Here is a 14,138-nt window from a genome sequence, read left to right as displayed (position 1 = left end):
CACAGGCATCGGAACAACAGGGGGTAATCTATGCCCCCTGTTTTTTTGAGTAGCTGGATTGAAAGTGTCTATAGTATTCGGGGTAGCGTTCAATACTTCGACTAAAAGCTTGAAAACATTGGACCGATTGAAAATGCTGCAAGTCCTCGAAAATCTCTAAAAATAGTCGGTCGATAGCCATAACCGCCACGCCGATATCCGTTAGAAGATCGACTTCAACCATGCTTTGACGCGCACTGCGAAGGTTCTTAATAAAGCCTCGAAATTTACTATAGCTGGGGAGCTTTCCTTTGCGCCAATCTTTGAGCAAGTCGCGACGTTTCTCTTCTAAGTCATACCCATTAGCGGTCTCGTCGCTACTTTCTATGGGGATGTATGAGGCCATTTCGTATAATGTTATCCGACTTTTAGACGGCGAAGTTCCAATGTCTTCGGCAAGCCATTTAAGGAAAAGCTCAAATGAATCTTTGAGCTCAACTTTGTCACCCTCAATTACTAACGGCTGTATAAAAGAACTCATAATTCCGTGCTCAAACCACGATGGTTTTCTTTCAAGCATTTCTGGTGAAATCTGACGAAGAAAATCCAGCCATCCAAGCTCAAGCAAAGCGATGGCCGAAAAATAGAAATCCAATCTTGAGTAGCAGAGCCAAAGGGCGACATCTTCTTCTGAACACGAATGCCGCTGCTCATTCAGAATCAGGTGAGCGCAGCGCAAGGAGCTCTCGGGAATGAGTGTCTGACTCTGTAGCAGTGCGATATAGTTATCAGACACAATATTTTGTGGTGAGTTCGAGAGAGAAATCTGATTTAAAAGGTTGCGCTCTAGCTCGATGCGGCTTTCGATAAAATTAATGAGATACTTCAATTGCCTCTGGTCGCTTCGTGATTGATTTAAAACACGAGCCACTCCGATCCAACCTGTTTCGGATGCGCCCCCAGTGTATTCCTGCACACTCGGAAGCGGTAAGTCAGGGCTATTAGTAGCTAATATCGCTTGCTGGAGAAATACAGTAACTTTATCGCGTGATTTCTGACCGACTTGTTGTAAACGTGCTAAGTCGTTGAATTTATATTTTGTTGCTCGAGATAAGGGTAAATCAATTTCCAGTGAACTACACATTTGTTCGAGCATTTGTGTGAGACTAGTTGTTAAACCGAGCAGTTTTCTCGTATGACTCAGATTTGGCAATAATGGTGTAGACCGGCTTCCAGGCGCGGCCAATTTCTTTTCAGATGACATGGCATCTCCATGACCTTAATTGGTCTTATCCGTCAATAAAGCTGTCAAATATAGTTGGCTTTAGCGGGCTACCGAGCTAGCAGTAGACCCCATGCTCTAAACGATGGATCAATCGAAGTACCTGCTGGAGACCGAAAAAAGTGTTAAGGGTCTCAATTAGGGAATTCATATCCAGGGCTAGGCAGGGAGATTTTAACCACTGACACGCAGCTTTCCGATTCCCCTCAAAAAAAGAGAATGCGGCGTTGGCAACAATAACCAGAGCGTAAATCCGGTCACTTTCTGCTGTGGTAAAGCGATTGTGCTTGCGCCGATTTAAAGCTGTCGAGCCCGGCATTTTCAGCACTTGTCTGATTAATCAAACAGTGTGTAGTGGTCCAGAAAACTGGCTACCGGTTTATAGTCATTCTAATATTTTTGCTCTGCGTTATCTGGACTCATACCGCCGTTATGCTGATGAGGCCTTAGCTTCATTTCAAAGTCCCGAGGATCTGAGTTTCAGTAAAATTTGATGTACGGATTTTATGTCTACGTGGTTAAGGCTATTATGCAAAGACACATTAAACAAATAATTGCTTCTAATTAAGTGTATGTTTATACACGCACAGAGAGAAGCCTCGAGTAAAAATAATTATAATATTTCTGATTACAAATAGTTGAGGGGAGGGCGGATGGACTTAAAAAATAAGTTTCTAACGTCATACAAAAAAGTAAAAGACGCAGCCAAGCATGGGGCTTCCTCTGTAGAAGAATCAAAGATCTTTGGCAAAGTTAAAGATGTGACTAGAAAGACAACAAGCAAGATTTCTGAAAGTTTCAACGAATATGTAGAAGACCGAACCTCATTGATTGGTGGAGACCGTATATCTGAACTAAAGAGTTCAGCTAACCCACTTGTCCAGCTTGAAAAGCAGAAAATTGCGAAACATGCTCAATATGCTGCGGTATATTTTGCGACTGCTGCAGGTGTATTTCAAAATGCTACCGAGGTTACTCGCTTCACCCGAGACTTAATGGATCATGATAATGCAGCAGTTCAAACATGGTTAAGAAGAGTTTTCAATCCTGAAGAAGCAAAAGAAATAAGTGCATGGATGGATGCGGCGCCTGGTTACTCTGTCGCTGGCGGCTGGGCTCATAGATTGCACCACGGCCATGACATGGACGCTATGATGCAACTTTATGAAGAATATGGTGCCGTGGGGGCTTTGGAATGGGCGAATCATGTTTGGATGAGAGATTTTTGGACACCTCATGGTGTTCCATACCTGCCAGTTGGAAGTGGCTCCTTATATGACTGGTTGGTGTCTCAAGGCGTGTCTCCAAGCACAGCTATGAGCGTTTTGTCTATAAATGCAGCTGAAGCAGTCAGTGGGATTTTTATGTGGAGATCGGGCTTACGTCTGGTTTCAGCTTGCAAAAATTTTGTGAAGTATAAGGCCGCAGTTAAATGTTTGGAAACTATTGAAACTCTATCTAGTAAAGCTGAAGACCACATAAACGCTATCGAGCTAGTTCAGGAGTATGAGCTAGAACGTAAATTTGATGATGCACCAGCACTACGATTAGAGCTTGCTATTACCTGTTTGAAGCAGAGCTTTGCGAAAAATACACCACGAGCGGCAGAATGGGGGCATGCGGCGTTCAATATATCGAAACAACTCTGTCGTAAGAGAAGTGACTCAATAGAATCCATACCATATCACGGGGGTACGGAGGTAAGCTTACGCGGTATTGCCGCGCAAATTATTGCCGCCGCATACACCTCGCATGTGCAACTTGAGAAAGTCGCTAATCAAGAGATAGTAACCTTGATTAATGCCGGGATTTCTTCTTTCATTGAGTTAGCTGAACACCAGAAAAAAAAGAGATTGCATGCTGGCGGAAAGACCTTGATGAGCTATCGCCCGTTTTCTGCAGCGACAAATTTGAATTTGGCTCTTGATCTATCGATGAACATTGGAAGTTTATGCCGCGAACGCTATGATCCAATTGTGATTCGTAGGAAGTTGTTGAAAGTTCTAGATGAGACTGAAATGGAGTCTCAAGAAGCGAGAGAATTCGTTAGAAGTACTTATGATCATGTTGAGAGGACCTATCCATTGAGTGCGTAGCACTGTAGTGTTGGTATCCTCGGTGTTTTACAAGCTAGTTGTCACCCCCCCGCTAACCCGTCCCCATGATTATCGCTTAATAAGCTATTCTTTTTTAAGAGTTGATAGCGCTTCTGGAGGTCGGGCTGACTAAGTATCTGCGGAATCATTCGAATAATCACTTCGTCTTTATGTATTTCAGATTTAGGTAACTTATCAAATGAAACTAGTGTTGCGTTAAGCTTTAGATCTTTTCGATTACTTGAGTGTGAATACCAACCATCTATGAATCTCTCCGCACAATATCGGTAGTGTTCAATTTTTAAAAGATCCGATAGTTGTTCGTCGATTTTCGACTCTAGCTCTTGTAAGAATAAGGAGTGAGAGTTTGTGTCGTCTTGTTCATGCCTCTGCTTCTTTGTAGTTAGGTCGAAGCCCATATATCTCAGCTTGACCAAAATGTGGTCACCGCTTGCACGACTTGAGGCACGAAACTTCTCAGGCAAATCGTTCTTCCATTCAGCTTTGGCTAAGTATACTGTCTCTTCGAGATTTTTACCTTGATATTCTTGCCCGAGAGAGCGATAGGCAGCATGAACATAAACTCCCAAAACGTCTGTTGCTTCACCTGGGTATTTTTCATTGGCATTAAATACGTCTTTAATACTGTGGAAGCAGCTGAAGTCCGTTCCAGATTTTTCCTTATTACTGGGTAAAAGTAATAGGGCGTCCCGACCGTCCGCAATATGATCACCTTGCAAGCACGTAATCACTTGCGCTTCGAAATCATTAGCTAGGATTGCTTGTTTAGTAGTTAGGGTGAATGCAAGAGATTGAAGGTCTTCTTGCGTGGTGACGTAAAATAGTTGCGGACAAACGCTGTCGTTACGAATGGTGTTGAGAAGTAGATCGGGCGTTAGTCCATTGGTGCCTATTTCTACAAATTTAAGTGTAACGATAGGTGCGATTCCAGCAAAACCTGCTGTACCTGTATGTGCGTTTAAAACGGGGTGATCTGAAAGAAACTGAGAAAAACGTTCTGGATACTCTCCGAAAAAAGTTAACCTAAGCTCACTCTGAGCAATCGGAAAATACTGTTTTACGAGTTGTAGAATCAGGGATTCGCTTAACCCGCTTTGACCAACGATACCAATATGTAGTGGTTGGGCGTATTGTAATGGCTTGATAGGAGGGGGAAACCTTTTTAAAAGTTGTCGAGCCGCTAAATCGTCAAAGTGCAGCCAAGTAATCCCACCATGAGATTGATATTCGAGAAAAGCAGGCTCTTCCGCTGCAATTGAATGTGTTGCACTTTGATTAATACGAATAACTAAACGGGGCTGTTTGCGTTTCTTATGTTTTTCGACAAGCAAGATTATTTTCCTTGCAACATCCAGATTTTCGCTTTCATTATTACTGATCACATAAATGATGTTGGCACTCTCCAAGCGTAGGCGCTTCAAAACATCTAAATCTGTAAAATCCTGTCTAAACCACAATGGACGCTGACCTTTCTTAAGCGCGAAAGTCCGCCTATTTAATGATTCTCTAGTGACTACAATGGGTGCGTTCTTGTCTTTACTAGAATTGTCCGCGTAAGCTTGTAGCAAAGATAAACTGAGCTGACCACCTCCTAAAAATACTCGTGACCGCGGGGAAATATGCGTTCGGAGCACATTCCACTGAAGACTCACTACTGATAAAAGAAGCCCCAAAAAAGCGACAATCGCATACATTGGGAGCAAAAAAGCTGCAACTATTAGTGGTACGGACCATTGATCATGGAGATGCGCTGGTCCATCCAACACAATGAGTTGCAATGAAAAGTATACGGAACTGGCCATAGAATGTCCGATTTGAAGAAAACCCCAAACGGAAATCATAAATACAGCAACAAAAGACGCGCTAAGCCAAGAAACTGCCTTCAAAGTTCTGAAACTAATACCTAATCTTTCTTCGCTTCTCATATAATTCTACTCAATTTGTTTATCAGCGCTAATTATCAAAGATCGAATCGAAATCCACTTCCATTTTTAGTCCAGCTTCGTAGCTTTCAAGCGACTCTCTTTCTGCACGATCAACGAATACTTCAGTACGTAAAAATATGAGTGCGACTTGATAGAGTGGGGTGCAGTCAGCGGGACTATTTTGTTGCGCAATATAGTGATTAAGCTCACGCTTAGCCGAAAGAAGTGAATCTTTGAGCTGCCTAAGGCTCTCATCACCCGGAAGCTTCGTTGCTTGATGCAGGTATACTTTCAAGATAGTGATAAGCATTCCATTTATTATTGTCGGGTTATAGTCATGCTCGACTACCTCACGGAGCGCATCTATAATCTGGGCTTGCTTTGAATCTGCCATGTGGTCTAAGAAGGAGGCGATCGATATGAGCTTCATAAGTGATGGTGACGGGTCTTCAACGCGTATTTCATAGTTCATGAGATTCAATGAAAGTTTTCTTACATATTCCAAAATCGCCTGATTTAGCCCATTTATGATGTCACTGTATTCACCTTCGGACCAAAAAAATGCGCTTGGTAAAAATTTAAGCTCAACCCCATTTTGGATAATGCTTGAAAATTCTTTTTTTGTATGGACACCAAACGAAATCAACTCGTCAAAGTATTTTTCAATCTTCCAACTATGAGTAGGCTCTGACTCCCAATAATTTCGGTGAAGTATAAGGTGCAATCGAAGGTATTCGAGTCTAAGATCTTTGTTTTCTTTCAGTACCCCATGCTTTTCCATCTCGAACATCAAAGCATCAGCGTCATACCAGTCTCTTTCTACCAATGGTGTGTCAACTTGTGGGACGATAAACTCTCTATTAAGCATGGATATCCACTTTTCGTATCGAGTGATTATCGTAGGATTTAAATCCTTATGAGCAGGAGAGACGATACGGTTCTTGCAGCTTCTTCGCCATGTTATATCGAAGCTGTGTATGAACCTCAAAAGGCTTTCACTCTCGATTTCCTCGGAGTTCACTACGTAATCAATTAAATAAGTTGATTTGTAGCTAAGAGCGCAGAGAAATGCAGTTGTTATATCTTTTACACTTCTAGTCAATTGAGTTGAGTCTTGAACATGCCCGATAAATTTATGAACTTTCTCTTCAATAGTTTCTACACCATTACCGTGCAGAACTATTGGACTCAGAAAGCTTTCGATATAGAGTGGATCCGCCCATATTGCGAAAGCATGACTTGAACCATTGTCGCAGTAGGCCTGAAATTTGCCGATAACCATTTCGTTCTTAGGATCTTCATTCAAGATCGTAGTAAACAGATAACTAAAACCGTTGAGAATGTTACTTTTTATGGGGCTACTGGGTGGACTATTAGCTAATACCGTTCCGACACTGACCAATAGAATAACCTCTTGAGTCGTCTCTTCACCATAAAAGGAATAAAGCCGTTCTATATGAGGGAGGAAAGTTCCATATGAGTTACCTAAAGTATCGAGGATGTAATCCTCCATTGCTACGCTATATCGTGCATTGGGGTATTTCTCGAGTGCGCTACGAATATCATTAAAATCAAACTCGTTACACGCTTTCACAGCGTTTATTATTGTTGATGGAGATAGCTCGATTGTTTGTGATAGTGATTCAATAAACTTATCAGAAAACGACTTTCCGATACTTTTAAGCTGCAATCTAATAAGGGCTTCTGCATCTTCGATACGTAAATATGGAACTTCTAAATGTATCGAATTTGAATTTTTAAGAAGTAAATTTACATGCTCTACATCGCGAGTTTCATTCATGATATAGATGAATCTTACTTGGTTCAGTACAAGGCGCAGTTTGGTGAGGTACAGCAACCAGTTACCATCTAGAGTCTCAACATTATCAACTAAAACATACACGGACGATACGGTAGAAACGGTTCTAAGTGCTCTAAGCAGCTCGTCGCGTAGTTCTTGTTCTGAGTACTCGTCAAACTGCTCTCTCGGTAAGGCTTCCTCTTCAAGTTCGGATGTTATGCAATCGTTGGTGATGCATAGCCAAGATTTGAGTAAGCCATGGAAATCATTTGCGTGTGCAAAACTTGAAAAACCACTGAGGGCAACCCTACCTATCTCGAGATAGCTCTTCTCTAAATAATGAAGGAATGTTGATTTCCCTAATCCGATAGAGCCACTTAAGTGGACACTTATACAATCTTCTCTGGAGCGAAAAATGCGTTCTATTTTCTCTCTAGTTTCTGAGTAGCTACGAAATTCAATAAATCGATCATTATCAAATTTCTTCTCCGAAATACTCAAGTCGCTATGCTCGAACAATGGTATTAATTTTTCGATATGTGCGATCAATTCGGTAGAAATAATTTGAATAAGGCACGATGGGTCTGAGGTATGATTTGCTGTTAACTGGAGTGAACTTAAATCAGAAAAGAGAATAGGCGTAACATTAGCTCTCTGCAATGCACTCCGAAGCGCCTTTCGTGATCGAGTGATAGGCTCGGATGTGCATTTCTCGATAACGATGAGGTGATAGGCTTTAGGCTTTTGATGCAGAATTTGCAAAGCCACACGACATTCCAACTCCGTTATTGATATCCCTTCTAACTCTGATAAGGGCAAGCCGTATTCCAGTGCGATATCTTCGATAATTTCTTGCGATGGTACCCAACCACTATGAGAAGTTAGAATGCACAGAAAAATGGGCTTACACGCCTTAACCAAAGATAAGCAACTACTTATAATGCCCTGTTGAGACAACAGAGGATCATCTAGTTCAGTTATCCCCCACCGCAGGTCGACTAGCTCAAGGTGAATTGGATACTGTTTAAACCGATATTGTAGTTGAGGGAGGAGTGTTTGATTTACGTAATCTCTTTCAGCTTGCAGATCTTGGAATGTACTAGAGAGAAATATTCGCAATCGTTCTTTTGGCGTAGTTCCTTGCAAATTGGCATCCTTTCTTTTTTGTTCCACGCAATCTTAAATGCTATGGATATCCAGTGTAGTGGTCAAGTAAAATTGGCCAGCCTGCCCACTTCCCAATTAGTGAAACAGCTTTTAGCTACAGCATTCTGGCTTTCCCGGTAAACGGCAAGGGTTAAATTTTAAGTAGTGTTAACTATTCTGCCAGAGGGGGAGTAGCATCACCTGATTGTAATACGGATTCTCTTCATCCATTTTGTTGCATTTTCCCTTTGTCACTCAGCGATTCAGGTACGGTAATTTGGTACCGTTCATCAAGACGGCCACCTTTCACAACTTGGCGCTTACCCGACCCTAATTCGATGTTCGTTTCGACAAGGTGTTGCGCCCATGCGTGCTCTAGGTGGCGGCTTAGAAACAAAAACACTCGATTCGTTTGGACGGAATGACTGCGCTCGAGCATAGATTGCACCTTTCTTGGGCTCAGGTTTACTAAGCCTTGAAAAAGCTCCGATGCGTGTTCGAAAGAGATCTGCTTATTGATGGCATCAACCACTTCATAGGCAGCCAGTTCGGGGGTGCTTGCCCTCACTTCTTTTCCATTGATCTTCAGAACTTTAAGATCTTTAAGGGGATCAAGTCTGAGACCTTTAGTAGTAGAGTAAAACCAATGTTGATCAGGAAACTCCCGAAACCATTTTGGCAGCGATTGTTTATTTCCCACACCAACCCATATTTTGTCTTCACCCAGTTTTAGATAGTGGCTTAACCCTTGGTGAGTCAGGCTGCTAAGACCTGCCAGATGAACCGGATGATGCAACTGAACTTCCATTGCTTGTATGGCATCAACCCAGCTGGGCTTAACCTTATCGTTAGCGCCGGGCCGATAGTAAACACCTGCACTGATCTTCTTCAGCCAACCATTCTTTGTATACTTTTGAGCCAAAGAGTAGCTAACACCATTCTTAGTTAGCCATGGCTGAAGAACGAGCGATCCCGGGGTTGTGTGTGTTATCAGCCAGTTTATTTTCGATGACATTGCAATACCTAGGTTGTGACTAATGCATTAGATGTAAACCGATCGGTTTGGAAATTTCAAAATTCTAACACCCTAGGTATTAACTTTTTATAATAAGTAAACCGTTAAGTTCTTCGCCACATACGAAGGTGCCGCAAGAATGTGCCGAAAAAATGCAAAATTCCCGACACATGATCGTTTCATGTCGAGAATAGCGACATAAGTGAGGTTTTCTTGTAGAGCACAAGCGAATGTCGGAGCGCGCCGACTAAATTGTCGGACGCGTCCGACAATTTCTTGCAAGGAAGTTTGATTACAGAAAGGGAGGGAGTGCTTCCGTTTCGCTGAGGGACTCAGTCAACATCCTAATTGTCTTTGGTTTACAGGACGACTGAACTTGTCGATATTCTTCATGTTACTCAGAATGAATAGCCTTACCCACAATTTGCGCTTGTCCGGCAGCAGTGGTTTTAGTAATCTCAAAGAATAGTAAAAAGCACGCCGACGGAATTATGGCGAGCGATTATTGAGCCAGCTCAGTGGTTTCCTCAAGGAAGAGCCTTCCTCATAAGTTTTTCTTCGCCTATTTGAATTCTCGTTTCGCTGCGTTGCTGTGGTCTATTTCTGCTTGTTTTCAGGCTTTTGATCCTTTATCCATGTGGGCTCTAGGGTGAATCTGTGGTAGATAACAGGCAAGGTTAAAACGACAAAGTGTGCATGCCGGTGTATTGGGGATATGAGGCGTGCATAGTATTAAAATGTTAGGTTTTTCAAGGAAGTTTTTAATTTGAATGACGACATAGGCTTGGAATTAGCAACAAGAACTAACTTGCAATGGCACGTGCTTTTTCATAATCATGTCAAAAAAGCGATGTCTGCAAATCTGAACCAGTTGCTAGAGTCTGATGAAGTTGATAACTCTTCGAAGCTTTATTGGAAAGAAGTTTATTCCAACCAATTTTCCCAAGAGCTTAGAAAAACAACATTTCTATTGTTTTTTGGTCATTTAGAAGAGACTCTTCTGTTGCTACAAAAAGTAAAATGTTGGGAAACAAAGGATCTCGCAACAGGGTACGGTATCGCAAAATTTAAACCAATGATTAAGGAGCTGTTAGGAGTCCCGCTAGGCGACTATGAGCATTACGAACTACTTTTAGATGCTCAACTCGTCCGTAATTCTTTTTTACACGTTGCGGGTCGTCTTTCTATTTCAAAGGATTATGAAAAACTATCGTCTGTTCTTAACAAAAGAAAGGAATTGTACATCGTCAAGCATGACCGTATTCAAGTTACTCCAAAAGGATTACTAAAGCTTCAAGAGGCAGTTTGTGCTATCACCAATGACCTTGCAAAAGGCGGAAAAAAGGTTGAATAAGCACAAACCTAACAATCTGCTGTAGTCGCTCGCAAGCTCGCTGGGACGCAAACACATGGGCGGCGTCGCTTCGCTCCTAATTTTAGCCCATGTGTTTCCGCCCCTAAGCAGGGCGTTAGAAATACGAAGGAGAACATAGTTTGACTGAAAGTTCAGAAGCAGTGTTCCAGCTTTCTACAAGTGACATTATTGCCATTACCGCTGTGGTGGTAACGCTAGTTGTGGGTGTTGTAAGCTGGATTGTCTCGGCTTCATTGGCTCGTCGCTCTATGAAGAGAATGGAGATTCAGTATCGCTTAAGAATGACTCCGTTGTTGGACAAAAGTCGATTTCGTGAAGCTAACCAAATAACCATGTCTTATCAGGATGAAGTTATCGATGAGTTAGTTTTGCTGGAGGTGGATATTATAAATTCCGGGAACGTCGCTATTGAGAGTCCGCCACTTAAAATCGAGTCAAGGGATGCAACTTATATTATTCCAGCTTACATTGATGATATACCTGATGGGTATGACACTTTTTGGGAGTTTGAGCGTGAGGATGGAGAGACATGTTTAATCAAGGCGAATCATATTAATCCTGGTCAGGTACTTAAAGCTCGTTTCTTGATGGACCAAATGCCATCCGGAGAACCTATTTTTACTTGCCCCATGCCTAATTTAAAACTTCGTCGATCCAATAACATAGAAATTTCACCACTTGCGAATAAGTTGCTGGAAGTCATGTACCCAACGTTAGCTAGCGCTATAAAAATTACTATTAAATAGTAGGTGGGTTCGGTGCTAAGTATTTCTAACAAAGCCATTAAATTCGCTCCCTTCGCTCCCTTCGGTCGCCGAACGCTCGTTCCTCGCGCCGTTTATGGCGGGCGTTGGTCGCATTGTGTAGCCTCGTAGGGAGGAAAAGTATTGATCGATTTCACGAAAATCAAGCCACCGAGCAAAGACGGTGGCCCTGTCGATCCAATCGAGCTTTTTCAAAAGCTAAAGGTCACCGACCAAGGAATTAATGACCTGTGGTTAGCGCAGGGCGATGCTCTACGAGGGTGGCATGAGGTGCGTGAATGCTCAGACGTCGGGATCGTTCTGAATACAGGCGCGGGAAAGACGCTCGTTGGACTTCTGGCGGCTCAATCTCTTGTCAATGAGACCAAGGGCAAAATCGTTTATGCGTGCAGCTCTATACAACTTGTTGAGCAAACTGCGGAAAAAGCCCGTGGATATGGCCTGGATGTAACAACTTACGTACGTGGAAGCTATTCCAATGATGCGTTTGCTCGATGTGTAGGCCCATGCATAACCACATACCAGGCGCTCTTCAACGGCATGTCCGTTTTTGCCAGAGAAGAATTGTCCGCAGTAATTTTTGACGACGCCCATGCTGCAGAGCATTTGCTAAGAGACCACTTTTCTTTGCGCATAGCAAAATCCTCATTCGGTGCTCTTTACGAAGCAACCTTCGCTCTTTTTTCAGATTACTTCAGGAACATAGGCAAGGCAGGTTCTTTTGAGGAGACGCGTGCCGGTGCCGGTGATCGAGTTTTGTTTGTGCCTCCATTCGAAACTAGAAGGGCACGTGCTGAACTTAACCGTCTTTTCAATGAAGCCAATCTTCATTCTCAAGTTGAAACAAAATTCGATTGGGCGCATTTACGGGACTATATCGACCAATGTTGTTTTCTGCTTACCTCTGGGTCGATTACCGTTACTCCACCGTTCGTACCCGTCCTGACCTTGCCTTATTTCCAAGGCGAGGTGCGGCGACTCTACCTTTCGGCGACACTTTCCGCCCCAGACGCCTTCGCCAGAACTTTTGGAAGGTCACCTGACAAGTTGATCGCGCCAACCACCACGGCTGGTGAATGTGAGAGACTGATTGGGATGCCGTCACGGCTTGATGGCGAGACGGATGGAGTCGCGAGCGCAGCCAGTTTAATCGAGCAGCGAAAAGCTTTAATTTTGGTGCCGACTTATCGCCGGGCTGAAATCTGGCAGACAATCGCGGAGCCGCCGCCTAAAGAGACGGTGACGGAGCACGTTGCTCAATTCAAAGCTGCTAATGGCGCAGTTAAGCTACTGTTAGCTGCTCGTTACGACGGCGTCGATTTACCAGGCGACACTTGCAGAGTGATGGTGGTTGACGACTTGCCAATGGGCGTCGGGCCACTTGAAAAATTTCAATGGGAGTCGCTTGGCCTTAATAATGTCCTACGCTCGGCGATTGCCTCGCGCATTGTGCAGAGCTTCGGTCGCATCTCTCGAGGTATGAGTGATCACGGCGTTGTCTTGTTAACTGGCAAGAAACTGCTCGAGTGGGTGCTGGTGCCAAAGAACGCCTCCATCCTTCCCGCATTTCTTCAAAAGCAGCTTCTTCTTGGGTATGAGATTTCGAATCAGTGCACCACGGTTCAAGATATCGCTTCAGCGATGGACGCTTGCCTGTCTCGGAATGAAGGGTGGCTGGGGACGTATGAGAGCTTCATGCAAGGGGCCGAGGCCGAAGCGCAACAGGGCGATCTCGATAGCCTAAGAACTGTTGCGGAGGCTGAAGCCCAGTATGCGTACTCAATGTGGCAGGGTGATATTACTAACGCCCTGAAAGCACTTTCAGATAGTCTCCAAACTGCATTTAATATCAGCCCATATACAGGCGCTTGGCATTCACTATGGCTTGGCTTCGCCCACGAGTGCCTTGGCGATCTTGATTCTGCGCAAGCCCTCTATGAGAGGGCTCATTTATCCCAACCGAACATACCACCAGTTCGTCGCGAAGCCATAGAAGGCCAGCAAATTAGTCCCCAAGTCGTGAACATCGTGCGTCAAATGTCGACTCCAGTTGGTGGTGCTGTAGCTCCACCCAAGAACATGAATGTCCAGTTCGCCTCGCTCGCTGGCGGTGGGACATCTTCCCAGACGGAAGAGGCCTTGCGGGTGCTTGGGCAAATGTTGGGCTTGGTCTCATGTCGTCCAGATAAAGAACACGGCACTGGGCCCGATGTGCTTTGGCACCTTGACGGTGAGGTTGCTTTTTGCATTGAAGCGAAAACAGACAAACTAGCTGAGTCGAAGTACAACAAGAAGGAAGTGGGGCAGATGGCTGATCACATTCAGTGGGTCCGAAATAACACTGTCGCTACACACATCATACCGATATTTGTCGGCCCACTTGTCGGCGCTACCGATAACGCTAACCCAGCTGAAAACGTGTGTGTTGTCGAGCTATCGCAATTTCAAGAGCTATCTCAGCGGCTCATTGCGGCTCTCACTGATGCCGCAAATGCTTCCGTTGCGCTCACATTGCCACATCAACTTCACGATACGATTGCTCAGAGGGACCTGATATTTCCTGAAGTATTAAGCACTCTTGATATGCGGTCGATCCATGATCTCTAACCATGATTCGCCTAACAAAGCGTTGCACCGGACAATCCGCTGAACGCGGCGTTAGAAGGGTATTTATAAAGGATGTTGTATGAACAATGAAAGTTTGAAAATTTTTCTACGATTGGTGCACGAAAGG

Annotated in this window: 9 protein-coding genes; 4 read left to right on the top strand and 5 right to left on the bottom strand. The window is 43.8% G+C overall.

Annotation, left to right across the window (positions count from 1 at the left end; genetic code table 11):
• Window positions 1-28: 28 nt before the first annotated feature.
• Entirely contained in the window at window positions 29-1,243 is a 1,215-nt protein-coding gene (locus HXZ99_RS11805; protein ID WP_194757497.1) for a hypothetical protein, read from the bottom strand.
• Between the two features lie 76 nt (window positions 1,244-1,319).
• Window positions 1,320-1,580, bottom strand: coding sequence for an antitoxin Xre/MbcA/ParS toxin-binding domain-containing protein (locus tag HXZ99_RS12425; protein WP_194757496.1), 261 nt, complete (start codon window positions 1,578-1,580; stop codon window positions 1,320-1,322).
• 334 nt (window positions 1,581-1,914) lie between these two features.
• Here HXZ99_RS12425 and HXZ99_RS11795 point away from each other — a divergent pair, with 334 nt between their 5' ends.
• A complete protein-coding gene (locus HXZ99_RS11795) occupies window positions 1,915-3,357 on the top strand; it encodes a hypothetical protein (protein ID WP_194757495.1) in 1,443 nt (480 codons plus the stop codon).
• A gap of 41 nt (window positions 3,358-3,398) precedes the next feature.
• On the opposite strand, the gene HXZ99_RS11790 is transcribed toward HXZ99_RS11795, so the two are convergent.
• From HXZ99_RS11790 to HXZ99_RS11780, 3 genes are all read right to left on the bottom strand, one after another.
• Window positions 3,399-5,303 carry a hypothetical protein gene (locus tag HXZ99_RS11790; RefSeq protein WP_194757494.1) on the bottom strand — a complete coding sequence of 635 codons (1,905 nt, stop codon included), beginning with the start codon at window positions 5,301-5,303 and terminating at the stop codon, window positions 3,399-3,401.
• Window positions 5,304-5,331: 28 nt separating this feature from the next.
• Window positions 5,332-8,250 carry a DUF4062 domain-containing protein gene (locus HXZ99_RS11785; protein ID WP_194757493.1) on the bottom strand — a complete coding sequence of 973 codons (2,919 nt, stop codon included), beginning with the start codon at window positions 8,248-8,250 and terminating at the stop codon, window positions 5,332-5,334.
• 223 nt (window positions 8,251-8,473) lie between these two features.
• Entirely contained in the window at window positions 8,474-9,265 is a 792-nt protein-coding gene (locus HXZ99_RS11780) for a type IV toxin-antitoxin system AbiEi family antitoxin (protein ID WP_194757492.1), read from the bottom strand.
• A gap of 766 nt (window positions 9,266-10,031) precedes the next feature.
• On the opposite strand from HXZ99_RS11780, the gene HXZ99_RS11775 reads away from it, so the two are divergent.
• From HXZ99_RS11775 to HXZ99_RS11765, 3 genes are all read left to right on the top strand, one after another.
• Window positions 10,032-10,619, top strand: coding sequence for a hypothetical protein (locus tag HXZ99_RS11775; protein WP_194757491.1), 588 nt, complete (start codon window positions 10,032-10,034; stop codon window positions 10,617-10,619).
• A 140-nt stretch (window positions 10,620-10,759) separates the two neighbouring features.
• Window positions 10,760-11,386, top strand: a complete 627-nt coding sequence (locus HXZ99_RS11770) for a hypothetical protein (protein ID WP_194757490.1) — start codon at window positions 10,760-10,762, stop codon at window positions 11,384-11,386.
• 141 nt (window positions 11,387-11,527) lie between these two features.
• Window positions 11,528-14,011: a DEAD/DEAH box helicase family protein gene (locus tag HXZ99_RS11765; protein WP_194757489.1), complete on the top strand. Its 2,484-nt coding sequence runs from the start codon at window positions 11,528-11,530 to the stop codon at window positions 14,009-14,011.
• The last annotated feature ends 127 nt before the right edge of the window (window positions 14,012-14,138 follow it).

Source organism: Aliidiomarina indica (assembly GCF_015354615.1).
GTDB classification, from domain to species: domain Bacteria; phylum Pseudomonadota; class Gammaproteobacteria; order Enterobacterales; family Alteromonadaceae; genus Aliidiomarina; species Aliidiomarina indica.
Note: the sequence above shows the minus strand (reverse complement) of the source record. Positions and strands in the feature narration are given on the sequence as shown.